General features: G+C 58.6%; 17 protein-coding genes. 10 read left to right on the top strand and 7 right to left on the bottom strand.

Translation table 11 applies throughout. The features are described from left to right. Nucleotides 1-154 precede the first annotated feature (154 nt). A complete protein-coding gene (locus QE408_RS04345) occupies nt 155-949 on the top strand; it encodes a 2-keto-4-pentenoate hydratase (protein WP_306928837.1) in 795 nt (264 codons plus the stop codon). Between the two features lie 152 nt (nt 950-1,101). Here the strand turns inward: QE408_RS04345 and QE408_RS04350 are convergent, their stop codons facing one another. Then, on the bottom strand, nt 1,102-1,923 hold the full coding sequence (locus QE408_RS04350) for a bifunctional allantoicase/(S)-ureidoglycine aminohydrolase (RefSeq protein WP_373465508.1): 822 nt from the start codon (nt 1,921-1,923) through the stop codon (nt 1,102-1,104). A 331-nt stretch (nt 1,924-2,254) separates the two neighbouring features. Next, the gene (locus QE408_RS04355) at nt 2,255-3,298 is read right to left on the bottom strand and encodes a class I SAM-dependent methyltransferase (RefSeq protein WP_306928840.1); all 1,044 of its coding nucleotides are present in this window, start codon (nt 3,296-3,298) and stop codon (nt 2,255-2,257) included. Nucleotides 3,299-3,613: 315 nt separating this feature from the next. Between QE408_RS04355 and QE408_RS04360 the strand changes: the two genes are divergently transcribed. Continuing rightward, nucleotides 3,614-5,596, top strand: coding sequence for a putative bifunctional diguanylate cyclase/phosphodiesterase (locus tag QE408_RS04360; protein WP_306928841.1), 1,983 nt, complete (start codon nt 3,614-3,616; stop codon nt 5,594-5,596). Between the two features lie 61 nt (nt 5,597-5,657). Here the strand turns inward: QE408_RS04360 and QE408_RS04365 are convergent, their stop codons facing one another. Further along, nucleotides 5,658-6,137, bottom strand: a complete 480-nt coding sequence (locus tag QE408_RS04365) for an Lrp/AsnC family transcriptional regulator (RefSeq protein ID WP_306928844.1) — start codon at nt 6,135-6,137, stop codon at nt 5,658-5,660. Between the two features lie 85 nt (nt 6,138-6,222). On the opposite strand from QE408_RS04365, the gene QE408_RS04370 reads away from it, so the two are divergent. Then, nucleotides 6,223-7,152 (top strand): DMT family transporter, encoded by a 930-nt coding sequence (locus QE408_RS04370; protein WP_306928846.1) that lies wholly within the window; start codon nt 6,223-6,225, stop codon nt 7,150-7,152. Nucleotides 7,153-7,199: 47 nt separating this feature from the next. On the opposite strand, the gene QE408_RS04375 is transcribed toward QE408_RS04370, so the two are convergent. After that, nucleotides 7,200-9,926 carry a DNA translocase FtsK gene (locus tag QE408_RS04375; protein WP_306928848.1) on the bottom strand — a complete coding sequence of 909 codons (2,727 nt, stop codon included), beginning with the start codon at nt 9,924-9,926 and terminating at the stop codon, nt 7,200-7,202. 313 nt (nt 9,927-10,239) lie between these two features. On the opposite strand from QE408_RS04375, the gene QE408_RS04380 reads away from it, so the two are divergent. From QE408_RS04380 to QE408_RS04410, 7 genes are read left to right on the top strand one after another with little or no spacing between them, the layout of a single operon-like run. Beyond that, nucleotides 10,240-11,124 (top strand): dihydrodipicolinate synthase family protein, encoded by an 885-nt coding sequence (locus QE408_RS04380; RefSeq protein ID WP_306928850.1) that lies wholly within the window; start codon nt 10,240-10,242, stop codon nt 11,122-11,124. A gap of 12 nt (nt 11,125-11,136) precedes the next feature. Beyond that, on the top strand, nt 11,137-11,796 hold the full coding sequence (locus QE408_RS04385; protein WP_306928852.1) for a GntR family transcriptional regulator: 660 nt from the start codon (nt 11,137-11,139) through the stop codon (nt 11,794-11,796). A gap of 54 nt (nt 11,797-11,850) precedes the next feature. After that, on the top strand, nt 11,851-13,179 hold the full coding sequence (locus QE408_RS04390) for an ABC transporter substrate-binding protein (protein ID WP_306928854.1): 1,329 nt from the start codon (nt 11,851-11,853) through the stop codon (nt 13,177-13,179). Continuing rightward, nucleotides 13,179-14,117 (top strand): carbohydrate ABC transporter permease, encoded by a 939-nt coding sequence (locus tag QE408_RS04395; protein WP_306928855.1) that lies wholly within the window; start codon nt 13,179-13,181, stop codon nt 14,115-14,117. The genes QE408_RS04390 and QE408_RS04395 overlap by 1 nt, the downstream gene beginning before the upstream one ends. Continuing rightward, nucleotides 14,117-14,938 (top strand): carbohydrate ABC transporter permease, encoded by an 822-nt coding sequence (locus QE408_RS04400; protein ID WP_062423513.1) that lies wholly within the window; start codon nt 14,117-14,119, stop codon nt 14,936-14,938. The genes QE408_RS04395 and QE408_RS04400 overlap by 1 nt, the downstream gene beginning before the upstream one ends. A 41-nt stretch (nt 14,939-14,979) precedes the next feature. Then, a complete protein-coding gene (locus QE408_RS04405; RefSeq protein WP_306928860.1) occupies nt 14,980-16,038 on the top strand; it encodes an ABC transporter ATP-binding protein in 1,059 nt (352 codons plus the stop codon). 6 nt (nt 16,039-16,044) lie between these two features. Continuing rightward, nucleotides 16,045-17,004, top strand: coding sequence for a sugar kinase (locus QE408_RS04410; protein ID WP_306928861.1), 960 nt, complete (start codon nt 16,045-16,047; stop codon nt 17,002-17,004). A 22-nt stretch (nt 17,005-17,026) separates the two neighbouring features. On the opposite strand, the gene QE408_RS04415 is transcribed toward QE408_RS04410, so the two are convergent. From QE408_RS04415 to nusB, 3 genes are all read right to left on the bottom strand, one after another. Further along, nucleotides 17,027-19,165 (bottom strand): sodium-translocating pyrophosphatase, encoded by a 2,139-nt coding sequence (locus QE408_RS04415; RefSeq protein WP_306928864.1) that lies wholly within the window; start codon nt 19,163-19,165, stop codon nt 17,027-17,029. A 204-nt stretch (nt 19,166-19,369) separates the two neighbouring features. Next, nucleotides 19,370-20,590: an MFS transporter gene (locus tag QE408_RS04420; protein ID WP_306928865.1), complete on the bottom strand. Its 1,221-nt coding sequence runs from the start codon at nt 20,588-20,590 to the stop codon at nt 19,370-19,372. A 97-nt stretch (nt 20,591-20,687) separates the two neighbouring features. Continuing rightward, a complete protein-coding gene (nusB, locus tag QE408_RS04425; RefSeq protein WP_062423518.1) occupies nt 20,688-21,185 on the bottom strand; it encodes a transcription antitermination factor NusB in 498 nt (165 codons plus the stop codon).

Consider the following 21,185-nt stretch of genomic DNA (forward strand, 5'->3'; position numbering starts at 1 on the left):
TTTTTATCAGCAAACAGGCATGTAGATCGACACGATGTCATGGTTAATATTGTGTTGACGACTGCCCTTTTGTTTCCCCGCTTTGCGCCATTCCCTTGTCAGCAAGAAATTTGCCTGTAATGAAGCTTTAAAGGCCGGACTTGCGGGGAAATAAATGACGACGATCACGGAAGCGAATATCAGGCTCGGCATGGTTCTGGCTGAAGCTGAAGCACGACAGTCGTCCATCAGCGCCGAGAAGCTCGAAAGCCGAAACCTCATCCCTGCGACGATCGACACCGCCATGGCCGTCCAGGCGCTGGCGGTTGGCACGCTCGGCAAGGACGTGGCAGGCTGGAAGCTTGGTCTGAACAACGGTCGCCCGGTCGCAGCCCCCCTGCTCGATCTTTATGACGAGGTTCAGGACAGCACGCTCACCGTTCCCAAGCCCGGCGCTGTCGGCATCGAAATCGAAGTGTGCTTCGTGCTTGCCGAGGATTTGCCCCTGCTGCCGCTCGGCGAAAGCTATACGCGCGAGATGATCCTGAAAGCGGTTGAATCCATCAACCTCGGGGCGGAGTTCGTGAGCTATCGTTTGACGGAAGAAAACCGCGTGCCGTTTCCGTTGTTCCTCGCCGACAGGCTCGCTAACCACTCCTTCGTCCTTGGACCGGCGATCGATTCGGCCATCATGGAGGCGCTTGCCCTTCAGGATCCGAGCCTGCCGCCGCTGATGGTCGAGGCGGAGGATGATGTTCTGTTCGGTGCCATACCGGTGCATCCGCAAATGGACCCGGTCGCACCTCTTCTCGCTTATGCCAACGCGCAGAACGATCACTTAGGCGGGCTTAAGCGTGGTCAGGTGATCACCACTGGCAGCTTGTGCGGTATGATCCGCCTTGGTGAAGCAACGCGGATCAGCGCTCGCTGGGAGGGGATCGGCGAAATGGACATCCAGATTCCTGGCTAAAACTTCTATAGCATCGGCCAAAAATGACAGACGAGTTCGGGAAAGCACAAGGCCCTCACTCAAAGCAGATAGAGCGCACCCGTTTTGGTTGGGCGCGCTCCTCAGCACTTGACCTCAAGCGTCGTCATTGAATTTCAGGACGATGCCGTGGCCTACCACAGCTTTACGTGGCGGTTGACATCCTTGTAGAGAAGATAGCGGAAACGTCCTGGGCCGCCAGCGTAGCAGGCCTGCGGGCAATAGGCACGCAGCCACATGAAGTCACCTGCTTCGACTTCCACCCAATCATTGTTAAGGCGATAGGCAGCTTTGCCTTCGAGTACAAAGAGGCCGTGCTCCATGACATGGGTTTCCATGAAAGGGATGGTAGCGCCCGGTTCGAAGGTGACGATGTTGAGATGCATGTCGTAACGGTCATCCGCCGGATCGATGAAGCGGGTGGTCGCCCACTTGCCTTCTGTGTCCGGCATGGCGGAGAGTTCATGCTCGTCTTCATGCGTGAAGATGGCCGGCGGCAACTCGAGACCTTCGACCTTGTCGAACACCTTGCGAACCCAGTGAAATTTCGCAGCCGAGCCGCCCTTGGCCCGCAGCGACCACTCGCTTCCCGCCGGAATGTAGGCGAAAGAGCCCGAGCGAAGAGCGTGCTCTTGGCCCTGGTAGGTGATCGTCATCTCGCCATCGACCATGAAAATTGCGGCTTGAGCGCGGGTGTCGGGCTCCGGCTTGTCGCTCCCACCACCCGGCTGCACTTCCATGATATATTGCGCGAAGGTCTCTGAGAATCCCGTCATCGGCCGGGCGATGATCCAGGCGCGCGTATCGGTCCAATGCGGCAACACGCTGGTGACGATGTCGGACATGACCCGCTTGGGAATGACCGCATAGGCGGTGGTAAACACCGCTTTGCTGGAAAGCAGCTCCGTCTGCCCTGGCAACCCGCCAAAATCAGAGTAGTAACGCTTCTTTTCCATCATGCACTCCAAGCTTCCAAAATCGAGCCACAAGCATCGCGTGGCCTGTTCGCAGCTAAAGCGCCGTGCGTCCTACTGGACGTACAAAGGACGCTTTACCTTAAAATCTACGCATCGTTCTTATCCGAAAATCGATTCCGATTTTCGGATAAGAACGATGCTGTAGGCTTACCCCGCAATCATTCCACTCGCCAGAGCGATTTCCTGACTTCTCCGATTTTTTGAAGCGCCGAGATCGATTTGGGTAATGGCTACAGGAGGCACACGGCACTCTGATGCTAGAGCATCGACGCGCAATCTCTGTTCGTCGATGCAACACAGCAGAGAAGACTTAGAGCTTCCTGATGACACCATAGACGATGTTGTGGTTCTGCCCATGAAAGACCTCGCTTTCAGCAAGGGATGGAGCAATGCTGGCATTGATGATCTTCCACATATCCGCCTTGCTGCGCAAAAGCAGCGTCCAGTTCATGAAGGATTCCATATAGCCATCGACGGCAATATCTTCGGCGAAGTTGGCAAAGAGGAAGGTACCGCCGGGCTTCAACATATCGAGGCATCGCCTCGTCAGCTTGATCGCAACCTTGTCCGTCAGATAATCATAGAGACCTGCGGCATAGACAAAGTCGAATTGTCCAAGATCGTGGGAGCGAGCAAGAAGATCTTTGACCGAACCATCGACAGATTCGACGCTGGTGCCGGCAAAGTCGCGCGCAATGGAGCCGATGCTCAACGGGTCCTGATCGAGAGCAACCCAACGCTTGATGCCATTTGAAGCGAGGGCCTGCGAGCGGTTTGCTTCACGCAAGTGACCCGCCGCGATGGTGAGAATCTCGGTCTCCGGCCCCTTTTCCTGCGCAATGTCATCGACGTAACGCGTCAGGATATCGCGCCGTTCGCGCACTGCGACGGAGGACGAAGCTTCGCGGGTATAATCGTAAAGGGCAGTGCCCAGGGGAGAGGCAGCTTGGATGCGGTCCGCGACGCTGGCGTGACCGTAGATAAAATCCAGTAGTTGCGCATCGCCGGAGTAGCCACGCGGTTTTTCAAAGGACCACTTCGTAAAGGGATCCTCCAGAAAGTAGTCGGCAACAGGATGCTGTTGGATCAGCGGCAGAACTCCCATCCACACGCTATAGTCGTATTTTCTTCGCATTTGGTGGAGCCTACCCGCAACCGAGTGTATAATGGTTGCAGGCGCTGCATTGGCAAGAAACTGTTGGTGTGCCAGGTTGAGAATAAGCGCCACTTCTGCTTCCGCAACGGCAAGATCACGCTGCGAGTTGCTGTCATTCTGCGTCAGTAATTCGTTGGAAACTGAATCCGGCGTGACCAAGCTCTGTCCGTCCAGCACGATCCTATTGTTTCGAGCCACCACTAAATCCCCTTTTAAGCCACTGTTAATCCTAGGTTAATCGATGACCATGCCGCTCAGGGCCAGCGATTGAATAACTAGGGAAGAGGAATTCGTTTCTAGGCCTTAACTATTAAGGTATGACTAATGGCTAAAATTACGGGAGTAAGATTCAAAGAAACTTAATCGGCATGCGAGTATGATCATTGGGCAAACTTCCCCTGTTTCCGCCAAAGGAGAGCTCGGACGCAAAGGGGATGGAGCAGATCGTGCATTGAAATTTATGAGGCGAGTATGATCGCTCGCCGAAAATTCGTACAACCTTTAGGAATGTGCATGACGCACAGTTTGGCACAGAGTGTGGACCTCGATCTGCAGGCGGATGCATCGCGCACCGGCTCTGAAACGCGCGTGCGACAGCACTTCTTCGAAGAAGCGGACGTCAAGCGCCGAAGGGCAATCCGTCAGGGTCTCTGGGTTGCCGTCCTCATCTATCTGCTGTTTTCAGTGACCGATGTGCTTCTGGTTCCAGACGTCTCCATTCACACGATTTTCGCGCGCTTCGTCGTCGGCATTGCCGCTCTGCTCATTCTGGAATCGCAAGTGAGAGCGGGAACAAGAACCGACCTCATGGATGTGACGTGCGCCGCGGCGCTGGTGTGTGGCTATCTCGGCTGGCTGCTGCCGGCGATGATGACAATCCACACCATCAACATGTCCTACTACATGGTGTTCGGCGCCATCTTCATGATGGGTGCGAACCTGTTTTTCACCTTCAATTTCGGCCTCTCGCTTCTTGCTTCCAGCATCGTCCTCCTCATCTTTTTCGTGGCTCTCAGCTTCCTGCACAAGGACGTCTATTACCAGATCTCCTTCGGCACCTTCTATCTCGCCTGCTTCAGCTTCACCTCCTATGTGAACTGGCGGCTCAATCGGGAGCGCGCTCGTGTCCTTCTGAGCGCTATTGAAGCCAAGGTTCGGCAGCGTGAAGCCGATGAGCGTGGCGAAGCCTTGTTCAGGCTTTCCAATACCGACCCGCTGACGGGCGTCGCCAACCGGCGCGCCGTCGACGCCCATTTGCGCCGCCTGTGGAGCGACTGGATCACGTCGAAGCGGAGTTTCGCGGTCTTCCTGATCGATGTCGATTTCTTCAAGAAATACAACGACTACTACGGTCATCAGGAGGGCGACCGCTGTCTCATCCAGGTTGCCCACGCACTCCAGGCGGCAATGAGCGATTATGATGCCTTGGTGGGTCGCTATGGTGGGGAAGAGTTCATCACGCTCATGCGCTACAAGACACCGAAGGAGATCGAACAGGTTGCCGAGCTTCTCCGCCGCACGGTCGAAAATCTCTGTCTCGCTCATGAACGACGGCGCGATGGCACCTCTGTCATCACGGTGAGCGTTGGCGCATCCTATGCACGCCCGATGCCGATGCCGAAACTGGAACGCGTGATACACGAGGCCGATCGGGCGCTCTATCTCGCCAAGGAAAGCGGACGCAACCGGATCAAGCTTTTCGACCCCGACGATCCACTGACCAGCGACGATACGGAGAATGTTGCGGCTCTCTTGGATATCGCCATCCAGCAGGATCTCGTTTCGCTGGTCTACCAGCCTATCCGAAACCTCGTGACCAATCGTGTCCAGGCAGCCGAAGCCCTGATGCGCCTCAGACTGCTGGATGGGACGCAGGTTCCACCCAGTATCTTTATCCCCATCGCCGAACGGATCGGCAAGATTACCGATCTCGGCCTTTGGGCCATCCGCACCGCCTGCCAGCAGATGCTGCAGACCGGCAAGGTGCAGGTCGTCAGCGTCAACGTATCGCCCATTCAGTTGAAGCGTCCGGGCTTTGCCACCTCGGTCGCCGCAATCCTGGGCGAGCTTGGTATTTCAGGCGGCCAACTCGCCCTGGAAATTACCGAAGGTCTCGAAATGGACATGGATTCCGATGTCCTGCGCTGCATCAGCGATCTGAGGATGCTTGGAATCAAGATCTGGCTGGATGATTTCGGCACCGGCTTTGCTGGCCTCTCCTGGTTGAGACTGATCGAATTCGACACAGTCAAGATCGATAAGTCCTTCCTCCATGACGGCTCGACGCCCCGAGGCAGGATCATGTTGAATGACATCATCAGCCTCATCCGCAATCGCGGGCCGAAAATCCTGGTCGAGGGTGTGGAGACCGTCGAGCAGTTGGACCTGATGCACCAGTTCCGGATCGACCACGTCCAAGGCTATTTCGTCGGTCGCCCCGTGCCTGCCGATGCCTTCGAGGTATCGGGGGTGAATGGCGTGAAGGGCGCGCGGTAGTACTTCTTCCGGACGGGCTTGGATGGCCGTCCACAACGGCCGCATCGGTCCTGATCTGGGTTTATAGTGGCGGCAAACGCCGCTTTACAGACGTTCCCTTGATGACGGCGGTACTTGTGACGGCATGTTCCGAAAGCGCTTCGAGAACATCGTCCATCTCCTCAATGGAGTGCACCACAAGACGAGCGAGGAAAGGATCGTCGCCGGTGATTTTGTCGCACTCGACAAACTCAGGCGTCTCCTGAATCAGTCGCTCGACAAGATGCAGCTTGCCGGGCAGTGGCCGGATTCTCACCATAGCCCGCACCTGATAGCCGACTGCCCTCATGTCCAGATCAAGATTGAATCCCCGGATGATGCCGGATGTCTCCAAGCGCCGAACCCGCTCCGCGACGCTCGGTGCCGACATTCCAACGAGGCCGGCAAGCTTACTCATCGACAGACGAGCGTCGCGATCGAGTGCCGCGACGATCTGCACGTCAATCGCATCGAGCGACGATTTTTTAGTTTGAAGGTTTGAAACCTCTTTTGCCTTCGACATAGCGGTGACATTACGACTCCAAGCTCAGAAATTCCATATCAATCCTTCAAGCTGCATAGGATGATTTCTCAAACAGGAGAAAGTTATGCTGCTCGGGATCGTAACAGGCCTCGTTACTTGCGCCTTATGGGGCCTCACCTTCGTTGCCCCTCGGGTGGTTGAGCCCTTCACGACGTGGGATTTGGCAATTGCGCGTTATGGAATCTTCGGGCTCGCCTGCCTGTTGCTCATGATCGATCGACGTTTCCGGCCTGAAGGCATCGCCCCCTTTCGCCTTCTGATAGGACTTCTGCTGGGCAGCGCGGGATATGTCGGCTACTTCATCAGCGCAGCCTTCGCCGTGCAGTTTGCTGGCGCGGCGATTCCGCCGGTTATCATCGGCACAATGCCGGTCATCCTCGCCATCATCGCCAATTTTCAGAACGCTTCCGCTCCTTGGAGAGTTGTCGCAATGCCCCTAGCGTTGATCGCAATCGGTGTGGGACTTGTAAATGTCGCAGCGCTCGACGCCGCCAGTCTGGATGATGCGACATCAATCCTGCTCGGCGTTACTGCTAGCTCTGCAGCGCTGGCGATCTGGATCGTCTATGGTCTGGTGAACGCGACCGTGATGCGGTCTCCAGACGCGCCGGACGGCCTAAAGTGGACGGGGTTGCAAGGGATCGGAGCGGCGATGGGAAGCTTGCTGCTGCTCCCACTCGCATCTTTCGATTTAGCTCACACGGCATCGTCGGCGGAAGCCTTCAGGTTTTTCGCATGGGCGCTCGTCATGGGACTGGCTGGATCGTGGCTCGCCACTTGGTGCTGGGTCATTGCATCGCGGCGATTGCCGCTGGCTCTCGCGGCCCAACTCATCGTGGCGGAAACAGTCTTTGGTCTCGCCTATGGCTTCATGTTTGAAGGTCGGTTTCCAACACCCGCTGAAGCGATCGGAGCAGCGATGCAGATCATCGGCGTCTGCTCTGCAATCGCCATTTTCAGCAAGACGTATGCGTCGCCGCGAGAGCATGCCTAGAAGGTCATCGCTCCGCGGCAAACAATTTAACAGGCTCGTGAGTATCCTCAGTCACCAGCGCCCGGCACCTCATGGGTATCACGCTCACCGATGATGATGGCGCGCTTGCCGACATGGTTTGCAGGACCGACAATGCCTTCCTGCTCCATGCGCTCTACGAGAGAGGCCGCGCGGTTGTAGCCGATCGACAGACGACGCTGGATGTAGGAGGTCGAGCACTTCTTGTCGCGCAGCACCACCTTCACGGCCTTTTCGTAAAGGTCGGCCGTATCGTCTTCGGCCATGGCGGTCTTGTCGAAGACGGCGCTGTCCTCATCTTCGCTTTCATCGGCTTCGTCGGCATCTTCCGTCACCGTTCCCAGATATTCTGGACGGCCTTGGGTCTTCAGATGCGCGACGACCTTTTCGACTTCCTCGTCCGATACAAAGGGGCCATGAACACGGGCGATGCGTCCGCCGCCCATCATGTGCAGCATATCGCCCTGGCCGAGAAGATGTTCGGCGCCCTGTTCGCCAAGGATCGTGCGGCTGTCAATCTTCGAGGTGACCTGGAAGGAGATGCGTGTGGGGAAGTTGGCCTTGATCGTGCCGGTGATGACATCCACCGAGGGACGCTGTGTCGCCATGATCAGATGGATACCGGCGGCACGCGCCATCTGCGCCAGACGCTGGATCGCGCCCTCGATTTCCTTGCCGGCGACCATCATCAGGTCGGCCATCTCGTCGACGATGACGACGATGTAAGGCATGGCCGTGAGGTCCATTTCCTCCTGCTCGTAGACAGCCTCGCCCGTTGCGCGGTCGAAACCGGTCTGGACGTTGCACATCACGGTCTCGCCCTTGGCGCGAGCAGCGGCAGCGCGCGCATTGTAGCCGTCGATGTTGCGAACGCCGAGGCGCGACATCTTGCGATAGCGATCCTCCATCTCGCGCACCGCCCATTTCAGGGCCATGACGGCCTTCTTCGGATCGGTGACGACGGGGGTCAGGAGATGCGGAATACCGTCATAGACGGAAAGCTCGAGCATCTTGGGATCGACCATGATCAGGCGGCATTCTTCCGGCTTCAACCGGTAGAGCAGCGACAGGATCATGGTGTTGATGGCAACGGACTTGCCGGAGCCAGTCGTACCCGCCACCAGAAGGTGGGGCATCTTGGCAAGCTCGGCCACCACCGGCTCACCACCAATGGTCTTGCCAAGGCAAAGCGCCAGGTTCATCCGCGTATCCGCATAATCGTGGGATTCGATCAGCTCGCGGAAATAGACCGTCTCACGCACGGGGTTGGGAAGCTCGATACCGATGACATTGCGGCCGGGAATGACCGCGACGCGGGCCGATAGCGCCGACATCGAGCGAGCAATATCGTCCGACAGGCCGATAACGCGCGAAGACTTGACGCCGGGTGCGGGCTCGAATTCATAAAGTGTCACGACCGGGCCGGGGCGCACATCGATGATCTCACCCTTGATGCCGAAATCTTCGAGCACGCTTTCCAGAAGCCCCGCGCTCTGCTCCAGCGCTTCCGGTGTCATTGTCGTGGTCTGCTGCACCTGCGGCGGCTGCAGAAGGTCGATCGGCGGATACTCGTATTCGCCTTCCCCGAAGACCGGTGCATCAAGGAACATTGGCTGATTGTTGCGGGCGACCGTGCGGGTTTCACGACGCGGAGACGGGGCCTCAATCGCAATCGGTTCGACAACCTCTACAACAGGCGCGTCCTGTTCGACCGGCATCGTCTCGACGATCTCTTCCGGTTCGGATTGAATTGGTTGATGGCCGCGAACACCGACTTCGCGGTAAAGCGAGACAGCCGATCCATTCAATTCGGCCGATACCGGCATGGCAGGCAGGCTTGGCCGGGGCTGCTGGCGAATGATGACAGGCTCGACCGGGCGAGGCTGGCGCAGAAGCGGGCCGTGGATGGAGGCCGGCTGCTGGGGAGCTGCGGTGAGTTTCGCCGTGGACACGCGCTGCGCCTTCAGCCTGGCCAGTTCAGACAGGCGCATGGGCTGACGGTCCGGCGCAATCGTGCCCTCGACGTCGAGATTCATGACTTCCCAGAACATGTCATCGGAAAGATAAGTGGCGAAAGACGGCACATCGAGCGTGGGCTTATGATGTCGCTGCTCCGGGAAGCAGGCGACATCGATCTCTTCTCGAATGACACTTTCTTGCGGTGCTTCATCAGTGGCGGGCTGAGCCGCGGTTTCTACGGGCGTAGGGGCTTCGGCCTGCTGCAAAAGCTCCTGCTGCTGGCGAAGTGCCAGTTCGCGGCGCAGGCGGTAGCTGAGGGCCCGGGCACCCGTGGCACCTGGCGGCTGCGGCAACACCGCAGGTTTTGCAATGCGGCGCTCCACCGGTGCCGGCTGTGGCGCGGTCGACGTCGTGGACACCGCAACAGTATCTTGAGCTGCGGAGGGGTCCATCTCGCCCTGCTCGGCAGGTTGATCTACGATATCCTCACCCGCAGCATTCTTCTTGGCGAAGATGCTCTGTGGTGTACGGGAAAAGCGAACATTCGGCCCCAGCGTGAAGGCGTTCTGCCAGCCGGGCATATCCGGGCGGCCTTCGATCGCATTGGCGGCGATCTGATCGGCGTTACGACCCACGGCGGCGCGCTCAGCTCTCGTTAAGCTTTGCGCGGGGGAGGCTTGGATTTGGGGATGCTGAACCATGTTGTCTGCCGATTCAGCCTCTCCCCCCTCTATCGCATTGCCTGGATTATTAAAATTGGATCGGGGAAAACGCATGACAGCCTGTACACTCATCATAAACGGACAATTGGCACAGCCACTGAGATAAAAAATAAAGGTTAACCACCTATTGCTAAAGTGGCCCGGCGCGCGAATTTCAACAGAGTTAAAGCTGGCTGTGGCCGGGGCGCCACGTCGCGGTCACGGCATCTACCCCGCCTGATCCAGCCCGCTTCATGCGGATCTTTCATCCTCTTCGACGTCAGCACATGTGGTGCTTCCAGTGTCCGAAATTAATTTCAAGCCATAACAACAAACTGAACACCGGTGACTTTACAACTGACATGTTAATGTCCTATCACTTCTTCATCAGTTTTGGAGGAGCATGCACGTGACTGGTAAGTTCGGCCTCTCGGCAGCGTTGACGACACCCTTTATGCAGGATGGCACCATTGCCATCGATGCGATGATCAAGCAGGCCGAGCGGGCGCTATCGTCCGGCTGTGACAGCATCACCCTGTTCGGCACCACCGGCGAAGGAAGCTCCATCGGCACCCGAGAGCGCGCCGATATTCTCGCCTCGTGCCTGAGTGCCGGTATCTCGCCGAAAAACATCGTCGTCGGTGTTCTGGTCGATTCGGCACAGGATGCTGCCGACCAGGCCTTTGCCGCCCTCGACGCGGGCGTGCGCAACATCCTCCTTGCTCCGCCTTCCTACTTCAAGAATGTCAGCGATGACGGTCTGTTCGACTGGTTCGCTTCCGTGTTCTCGCAGATCGGCTCAACCGCACGCGACATCCTCGTCTACAATATTCCGTCGGTAACGATGGTGACGCTGTCGGTCGAGCTTGTCGGCCGCTTGAAGCAGGCCTTCCCCGGCATCGTCGTTGGCGTGAAGGACTCCTCCGGCAATTGGCCGCATACGGAACGGCTTCTGAAGGAACATGGCGATCTGATCATCCTGATCGGCGACGAGCGGCATCTGGCTCAGGGCGTTCGCATGGGGGGTCAGGGCGCCATCTCCGGCTGCGCCAACTTCCTTCCCGCGGAAATCCGCGCCATGGCGGTCGAGGGCAAGGACGATAAGCGCGTTCAGGATCTCGTGGTCGAACTTCTGAAGTTCCCGGTGACGCCTGCGGTAAAGGTGCTTGTGTCCCACGTGACAGGCGAGACGATCTGGCATGCCGTCCGTCCGCCACTGGTTTCCATTTCCGCAGAAGATCGTAAAAAGATCGAAGCGGCATTCGGGTCGCTCTTCAGCAAACAGGCGGCTTGAAAGGGATCATAAATGGACGATGTGGCCGAACAGACGACGTTGAGAGAGAAGGCGTATGAGAGCTTTACGCACCATCTTCTCGCGCGTGACGTTCGGCCCGGCCAGTTCATTTCCCAGCGCCGCCTCGTCGAACTGACGGGCCTGCCTCTCGGAGCGATCCGCGAGGCAATCCCGCGGCTTGAAGCTGAGGGGCTGATCAAGACTGTGCCGCAGCGCGGATTGCAGGTCGCTCATATCGATATCAACCTCATCCGCGAAGCTTTTCAGTTCCGCATTCTGCTGGAAAAGGAAGCGGTGGCGAACTTCACCCGCACCGCATCCGACGATGCGATTGCAGCGATGCTGAAAGACCATCGGGAGATTGCCGAACTTGCCAAGAGCGGCAACGGCTCGCCGGAACTCGATGCACGCGCCCAGGCCGTGGACTGGGGTATGCACGACGCCTTTATCGACGCACTCGGCAACTCGATCATCTCGAATGCCTATCGCGTCAATTCGATCAAGATGCGCCTGATCAACCAGGAGCGCTTTCGCATCGCCGGCCATGTCAAATCCGTCATGGTCGAGCACCTTGCCATCATCGAGGCTGTCGAACGACGCGATGTCGACACGGCGGTCGAGAGGCTGGTTGCCCATATTCGTAGCGCGAGGGACAGAGCGCTCGCGGTTTGAAAGATCACCATAAGCCGGGATGAGGAGATCCCGGCGAATAAGAGGAGGAACTTCATGTCACATTCATTGATGAGCCCAACGCGCCGCGCCTTCCTGGCCGGCACAGCTGCCCTTGGCGGCGCCGCCATGTTCGGTGTGCGCTCCGCATCGGCCGCGGTGGACTGGAAGAAGCATGCCGGCACCACGCTTGAGGTCAATCTGGTCAAGAGCCCGCGCAGCGAAACGCTTCTCAAACACATCAAGGAATTCGAAGAGCTCACGGGCATCAAGGTCAATGCCGAGGCCACACCAGAACAGCAGCAGCGCCAGAAGGTGGTCATCGAGCTTTCCTCGGGCAAGCCAAGCTTCGACGTCGTTCACCTGAGCTACCACGTTCAGAAGCGCCAGTTCGAAAAGGGCAAATGGCTCGCCGATATCAGCGGCTTCATGAAAGACCCTTCACTGACCGATCCGTCGCTGGTCGAAAGCGATTTTGCCGCGGCCGGCATGCAGTTCGCCAAGGACAGCGACGGCGTTCTGCGTTCGCTTCCCTTCTCCGTGGATTACTGGATCCTCTACTGGAACAAGGACCTCTTCGAAGCCAAGGGCCTGAAATATCCTCAGACCTTCGAAGAGCTGGTTGCCGCCGCAGAAGCGATCACCGATCCCTCGACCAACACTTACGGTTTCGTGGCGCGCGGCCTGAAGAACGCCAATACACCGGTCTGGACCACCTTTATGCTCGGTTACGGCGCAGAGCCGATTACCGATGGCAAGATCAACACCGAATCCAAGGAAGCCGTCGAAGCGGCCAAACTCTACCAGCGCCTGATGACCAAGGCAGCACCTCCCGGTGTCTCCGGCTTCAACTGGGCCGAAGCACAGTCTGCCTTCCTTCAGGGCAAGATTGGCATGTGGCTGGATGGCGTCGGCTTCGCGCCGCCGATCGAAAACCCCGAAAAGTCCCGCGTCGTCGGCAAGACCGGCTACGGCGTGATGCCGAAGGGTCCGGCTGCGCAGGCGGCCGGCACATTCGGTGACGGTCTTGGGGTTGTCGAAGCCAGCACCAAGAAGGAAGCGGCCTATCTCTTCTGCCAGTGGGCGATCTCGCACGACATGGGTGCACGTCTTCTGCAGGCCGGTGCCGGCGTTCCGTTCCGCCAGTCCATCCTCGAGGATGCGAAGGTGCGTGAAGGCGTGAAGATGCCGGCCGAGTGGCTGGATGCCGTGGTCGGTTCCGGCAAGGTGTCGAAGCTCGCGCTTCCGGTCATCATTCCGGTGACCGAGTTCCGCGATATTTACGGCGTCGGCCTCACCAACATGATCGGCGGCGCGGATCCCGCCGCAGAACTCAAGAAGGCGACCGAACAGTTCGCACCTGTTCTGGCACGCAGCGAGGGATAATGGTGTCTGTCAGCATCGAACATAGCGCAGCGGTGACGAAACCTGCACAGAGGAGCAAGCCGCCGCGGCTTGCTCCCAACTACTGGCCTTTCGTCATTCCCGCTCTCGTCGTCATCGCAGCGGTCATCGTCTTCCCCTGGGTCTTCACCCTGTGGATGAGCGCGCAACGCTGGACGCTTGGGCAAGAGCAGAGTTTCATCGGTTTCGACAACTACATCCGCTTGGCAAGTGATGCGCGGTTCTGGGAATCGCTCTGGCACACGCTGGTCTATACGGTGCTCTCGGTTGTCGCACCGCTCTTCCTCGGCACCTTGGCTGCCCTTGTGTTCGATGCGCAATTCCCGCTGCGCGGTTTCCTGCGCGGCGTTTTCGTCATGCCGATGATGGCGACCCCGGTCGCCATCGCGCTGGTCTGGACGATGATGTTTCACCCTCAGCTTGGCGTGCTGAACTATCTTCTATCCTTCATCGGCATCGGACCGCTCGAATGGATCTACAACCAGTCCACCGTCATCCCATCGCTGGTTCTGGTTGAAACCTGGCAGTGGACGCCGCTCGTCATGCTCATCGTTCTCGGTGGTCTGGCAGCCGTTCCGCGCGAGCCCTATGAAAGTGCTGAGATCGACGGCGCCAATGCATGGCAGAAGTTCCGCTACCTCACCATGCCGATGATCGCGCCATTCCTGATGATTGCCGTCATCATCCGCTCCATCGATGCGGTAAAGAGCTTCGACATCATCTACGCTATGACGCAAGGCGGTCCCGGCACGGCATCGGAAACGATCAATATCTACCTCTACAATACCGCCTTTGCCTATTACGACATCGGTTATGCCTCGGCCATGGCCGTCGTCTTCTTCATCGTCATCATCGCGCTCTCCTTCGTTCTTCTGATGGTCCGTGCGCGCACCCAGTGGAACGAGATGGAGGATCGCTGATGTCCCGTAGAAACCTAGACCGTATCGGCCTGTTCTTCATTGCGCTGGTGATGATCTCCCCCGTCATCCTGTTCTTCCTCTGGATGATTTCGCTGTCGCTGAAATTCGAGATCGATAACGGCGCTTATCCGCCGATCCTCATTCCCGAGCGCTTCGCCTGGTCGAACTATGTGAAGGTGTTCGAGGAAAACAACTTCTTCCTCTATTTCTGGAATTCCGTGCTGGTCACGGGTGCGGCCACCATTCTCGCGCTGGTGATCGGCGTTCCGGCAGGCTACGGCATTGCGCGGCTGAAAGCGGAAAAGGCGGCAATCGTCATCATGATCGCCCGCATGACGCCCGGCCTCTCCTTCCTCATTCCGCTGTTTCTTCTGTTCCAATGGCTGAACCTGCTCGGCACACTGTGGCCGCAGATCATCATCCATCTGGTCGTGACGGTTCCAATCGTCGTCTGGATCATGATCGGCTATTTCGAGACCACGCCGAAAGAGCTGGAAGAGGCCGCAAGCATCGACGGTGCGTCGTCCTGGCAGGTGTTTCGCCTTGTGGCGCTTCCCATTGCCAAGCCCGGCATCGTGGTCTCCTTCATCCTTGCCGTCATCTTCTCGTGGAACAATTTCGTCTTCGGCATCGTGCTGGCCAGCCGCGAAACGCGAACGCTTCCGGTTGCGGTCTATAACATGCTGTCCTTCGAGCAGGTCAGCTGGGGTCCGCTTGCCGCCGCAGCGCTGATCGTCACGCTGCCGGTACTATTGCTCACCATGTTTGCCCAAAAGCAGATCGTCGCGGGCCTTACCGCAGGCGCCGTCAAGGGCGGCTGACCCGATAGATTGCTGCAAGCTTTTATTACAGGATAATCATCATGGCACCCGTCAATATTCAGAATGTCCAGAAGCGCTTTGGCGCGGTCAATGTCATCCACGGTATCGATATCGATATCCGTGACGGAGAATTCGTCGTCCTCGTCGGCCCATCCGGCTGCGGCAAATCCACCCTGCTGCGCATGATTGCTGGCCTCGAAGAGCTGAGCGATGGCGAGATCCATATCGGTGCACGCGAGGTCAGTCACCTGCCCGCCCGTGACCGCGATATCGCCATGGTCTTCCAGAACTACGCGCTTTATCCGCACATGACAGTCGCCGAGAATATGGGCTTTGCCCTGAAGCTCAAGAAGGTCGATGCCGCCGTGACGAAGGCGAAGGTAGACAAGGCCGCTGGCATTCTTGGGTTGGAGAAGCTGCTGGATCGCTACCCGCGCCAGCTCTCCGGCGGTCAGCGCCAGCGCGTTGCCATGGGCCGCGCCCTGGTGCGCGATCCGCAGGTGTTCCTTTTCGACGAGCCACTCTCTAACCTGGATGCCAAGCTGCGCGTGCAGATGCGTGGCGAGATCAAGTCGATGCACCAGCGGATCGGCACCACGACAATCTATGTGACGCACGACCAAGTGGAGGCCATGACCATGGCCGACAAGATCGTGGTGCTTCATGACGGCATCATCGAGCAGATCGGTGCGCCACTCGAACTTTACGACCGCCCGGCCAATCTCTTCGTTGCCGGCTTCATCGGTTCGCCTGCCATGAACTTCATTCGCGGACGTGTCGAAGAAGGCGTTTTCCGCACCGCCAAGGGCGTGACGCTGCCTCTGCCGCCGACTGCCAATCCCGCGTCTCTCGGTGGGCGCGAGCTGGTCTACGGCATCCGCCCTGAACACATCCGCGCTGCCGAAACGGGCATCGAAGGACGGGTGGAGCTGGTGGAAGGCACCGGCTCGGAAATCTATGCCAAGCTGAATTGCAATGGCGAAGAAATTGCCTGCCTCTTCCGCGAGCGCCTGGATATCCGCTTCGGCGATACGGTTCGTGTTGCCATCAATCCCGCTTCGGTGCACCTGTTCGATAAGGAAACCGGCAAGCGAATCTGAGCATCGATGCAAAGCGAGACACACGAAGAGAACAACGGCCGCCATGTGTTGTGCGTCGGTGCTGCCGTGCTGGACACCCTGTTTCGCGTGCATGACATGCCGACGGGGCAGGGCAAGGTGCTGCCCTATGAGATGCTACAGATTGCCGAGGGGATGGCATCGAGTGCTGCCTACACAGTTCACCGTATGGGTGGACGGGCAAGCCTATGGGGTGCTGTCGGCGATGACGAGACGGGCGCCCGTATTCTGCGTGACCTGTCCGAAAGCGGCATTGATACGTCCGGCATGACGATTGCCAAGGGTGCGCGCTCAGCGCTCTCTACCATCCTGATCGATGACCGGGGGGAGCGACTGATCGTCCCTTTCTACGATCACAGGCTCCACGAGAATAAACGCTCCTGTACACAGGCCGATCTCGCACCCTTCGATGCCGTTCTGGTGGACGTCCGCTGGCCAGAACTCGCGCTTGATGTGCTGACCGTTGCGCGACAACTTGGCAAACCCGCTATTCTGGACGGAGATGTTGCGCCGGTGGAAACGTTGGAACGGCTTGCACCCGCTGCAAGCCACATCATTTTCTCCGAGCCCGCAGCGGAACGGCTGACGGGGCTCTCTGATGTATCGGCTATGTTGCCGGTTTTACATGCGCGCTACCCGGAGACCTTCATTGCGGTGACCGCCGGGTCTTCGGGGTGCTACTGGACGGAAGCCAGAGACCCAACCGTCCATTTTCAGTCGACCAGGGCCATCGAAGCGGTCGACACGCTCGCAGCGGGCGACGTGTTTCATGGGACATTCGCTTTGGCTGTGGCGGAAGGGATGGAGAGCCGAGTCGCCATCCAACTATCGTCCGTGGCGGCCGCGCTAAAGTGTCAGGTTTTCGGTGGAAGGACGGGCACGCCGACGCGGGCCGAAGCAGAAGCGGCGATGGCCGCCTGGCTGGCAGAGGCCGCCCCTCAAGCTTGAGAAGCGGCCTGCCTTCTTTCAATCAACCTGCCAGGATCGCCAAGAGCAAAAGCGCCACGATATTGGTGATCTTGATGGCCGGATTGACCGCAGGACCGGCTGTATCCTTGTAAGGGTCACCCACCGTATCGCCGGTCACCGATGCCTTATGAGCGTCCGATCCTTTGACATGGCGCACGCCGTCCTTGTCGACGAAGCCGTCCTCGAAGCTTTTCTTGGCATTATCCCAGGCACCACCGCCCGATGTCATGGAAATTGCAACGAAGAGGCCGTTGATGATGACGCCGAGCAGCGAGGCGCCGAGGGCTGCGAAGGCAGACGCCTTGGAGCCTGAAATCAGCAACACGCCGAAATAGACGACGATCGGTGCCAGCACCGGCAGTAGTGACGGGATGACCATTTCGCGGATGGCGGCCTTGGTCAGCAGATCCACGGCCTTGCCGTAATCCGGCTTTTCCGTGCCCTGCATGATGCCCGGCTTTTCGCGGAACTGACGACGAACCTCTTCCACGATGGAACCCGCCGCCTTGCCGACGGCGGTCATGGCAATACCGCCGAAGAGATAAGGGATCAGACCGCCAAAGATCAGACCTGCCACCACGTAAGGATTGGAGAGGCTGAAGGAAATCTCTCCGACATCCTGGAAGTAGGGATAGGTCGCGCCGTTGGCCGCGAAGTAGGAGAGGTCGTTAGCGTAAGCGGCAAAGAGCACCAGCGCGCCAAGACCGGCCGAGCCGATGGCATAGCCCTTGGTTACGGCCTTTGTGGTGTTGCCGACGGCATCCAGCGCATCGGTGGCTTTTCGCACATCCGGATCCAGGCCGGCCATCTCGGCAATGCCACCGGCATTGTCGGTTACCGGACCAAAGGCATCGAGCGCGACGATCATGCCGGCAAGACCGAGCATGGCGGTCACCGCAATGCCCGTACCGAAGAGCCCCGCCAACTGGTATGTGGAGATAATGCCGCCGACGATGACGATGGCCGGAAGTGCCGTCGATTCCAGCGAGACCGCAAGACCCTGGATGACGTTGGTGCCGTGGCCGGTGACCGACGCCTGAGCGATGGAGTTGACCGGGCGCTTGTTGGTGCCAGTGTAGTACTCGGTGATCACGACAATCAGTGCCGTTACCAGGAGGCCAAGAAGGCCGCAGAAAAACAGGTTGGTACCGGTGATATCCATTCCGGCAACAGTTCCGATGGAACCCCAGCCGATGGTGAGCGAGGTCGCAACCGCAAGTCCCGCGATTGAGAAGATACCGGTGGCGATCAGGCCCTTATAGAGCGCGCCCATGATCGAATTGTTGGTGCCGAGCTTGACGAAGAAGGTACCGGCAATCGATGTCAGGATGCAGACGCCGCAGATGGCGAGCGGATAGAGCATGGCGTTTTCCAGCACCGGCGCACCGGCAAAGAAGATCGCCGCCAGAACCATTGTCGCCACGACGGAGACCGCATAGGTTTCGAAAAGGTCGGCGGCCATGCCCGCGCAATCGCCGACATTATCGCCGACATTGTCGGCAATCGTGGCCGGGTTGCGCGGATCGTCTTCCGGAATACCGGCCTCGACCTTGCCGACAAGGTCACCGCCGACATCCGCACCCTTGGTGAAGATACCGCCGCCGAGACGTGCGAAAATGGAGATCAGCGATGCGCCGAAGCCGAGCGAGACCAGCGCGTCGATCACGTCGCGCGAGCCGGTTGGGTGGCCGAGCACCGAGGTCAGGATGAAATAATAGATGGAGACGCCGAGTAGCGCCAGGCCAGCAACAAGCATGCCGGTGATGGCGCCGGACTTGAAGGCGATATCGAGACCGGCTGCGAGGCTATGGGATGCGGCTTGCGCCGTGCGAAGATTGGCTCGTACCGACACATGCATGCCGACGAAACCGGCAGCACCGGAAAGAACGGCGCCAACGACGAAACCGACTGCGGCTTCTGGAGAGAGAAGGATCCACGCAGCGATCGTAACGATGATACCGACGATTGCGATGGTCAGATATTGACGGGCGAGATAGGCCTGAGCTCCCTCGCGAATATAGCCTGCTATTTCACGCATGCGCTCATTGCCTTGATCGGCATCCAGAACGCTTTTCGTTGCCCAAATCGCATAAGCGATCGAAAGGACACCGCATAAAATTACCAATGCAATGACGGTCATTCGCACTTACCTCCCGTTGTGCCGGTTCGTCACATCTCCCCGGCGGGCGAAACCACATGCGGGGCGTGAGGCGCTGCACGCCTTACACCAGGATGAGCCATTTGTTCCCCTCCCCGGGAAGAATGGCTTGCAGTGGCAAGATTGCGTCGCGATGACGCGTCGCGTCAAGCCCGAAGATCATGCACTGATGCGTATGGTTCTGATTCAGACGGCTTTTTGCGCCCGGCTGAAAATCAATGTCAGCACGAGGATGAGGCAAAGACCGGCGACAGGCCAGATAACGAGGTTCATCACCGACCAGCCCCAGGCGGTAAAAACTTGGCCCGAGGAGAAGGACGACAGCGCGACCGTGCCGAAAAGAACGATATCGTGAAAACCCTGCACCTTGTCAGCCTCATGCGGTCGGTAGCTGGAGGACACGATCGCAGTTGCGCCAATGAATCCGAAGTTCCACCCTGCCCCAAGCAGGATCAGCGCCAGCCAGAAGTTCCAGAGTTCCACACCCATATGCGCGACAACGGCGCAGGCCATGAGAATGACGAGACCGGCCGCGACCACCTTCTCCGCGCCGAAGCGGGTGATCAGGACACCGGTGAAAAAGCTCGGGCCGAACATGGCGAGCACGTGCCACTGGATGCCAAGCGTGGCCAACTCGCTGGGAAAACCGCAGCCGATCACCATGGCAAGCGGCGCCCCGGTCATCATGAAGGTCATCAGCGCATAGGAGCCGATGCCGCAGATCATACCAGTGATGAAGCGGCGCGTGGCGATGATTTCGAGGAGAGGCCGCGCTGGGGCGCTCGCAACCGTCTGCTTCAATTCCGGTAGCTTCAAAAAGCAAAGGATCCCAACGGCTAGAAGGCCGAGCGGAACAAGAGCGATGAAAGTGCCTGCAAAGGTAACCGGCGCAAAGACATCCTTCCCGAAAATGGCAAGCTGGGGACCGACGACGGCAGAGACAACGCCGCCCGCCAGGATCCAAGAAATAGCCTTGGGCTTGTAGAAAGATGGCGAGGCATCGGCTGCCGCGAAACGGATCTTCTGGGTAAAGCCGCCGGAAAGACCGATCAGCATCAAGCCGAGCGCGAAGAGCCAGAAGTCCGTGCGAAAGAGTGCCACGGCCGCCAGAGCGCCGCCGGTGGAACACAGGAGCGCTCCGAGAATGAAGCCGGCTTTGCGCCCGAGAAAACGCGCGGCGAATGCAACCGCCACCGCGCCAAGGGCAACACCGATGTTGAAGCCGGTAAGCGGCGCTGTCGCCAGGGATTTGTCGGCTCCAAGGAGTTGGTAACCCGCAAGCGCACCCACCGAGAAACTCAACGGTCCGGCAGAACCGAGAATGGCCTGTGCAAGGGTGAGGAGGAAAACGTTGCGCTTGGCCTCAGACAATTGGCCTTCCAGGCCCGCAACCGATACCGCGCTCATCTCGTCCCCACCTTCCCAATCGGAGTATGTCCCGCAAAGACTATAACGCGGCTTGCTGGCCAGCCTTGCGGGAAATCAAAAAGTGAGGGCGTGAAACTTACCGCTTGGTCTCGCCGCGAACCTGCTTTGCGATACGATCGAGAACCGCATTGACGAGCTTCGGCTCGTCATTTTCGAAGAACGCGCGGGCGATCTCGACATATTCGGTGACGATCACGGCAACCGGAACGTCCTTACGCTCGAGGATTTCGAAGGCGCCAGCACGTAGGATGGCGCGAACGGTGGTGTCGAGACGCGAGAGCGGCCAGTCTTCCTGAAGTGCGGAACGCACCAGTGGGTCGATCTTCGTCTGGTCGCGTACAACGCCTGAAACGATCGAGCGGAACCAGGACGGGTCGGCCTTCAGATAGGTCTCGCCATCCACTTCCTTGCCGAGGCGATGCGCCTCATATTCGGCAACCACTTCCATAACGCCGGTACCGCCGACATCCATCTGGTACAGCGCCTGCACGGCAGCAAGGCGTGCAGCGCCACGCTGGTTGACGGGCTTGATGGAGGGTTGACGCGGTTCTGCGCCGTTTTCGACACTCGTCAT

Source organism: Agrobacterium larrymoorei, assembly GCF_030819275.1.
Lineage (GTDB): Bacteria > Pseudomonadota > Alphaproteobacteria > Rhizobiales > Rhizobiaceae > Agrobacterium > Agrobacterium larrymoorei_B.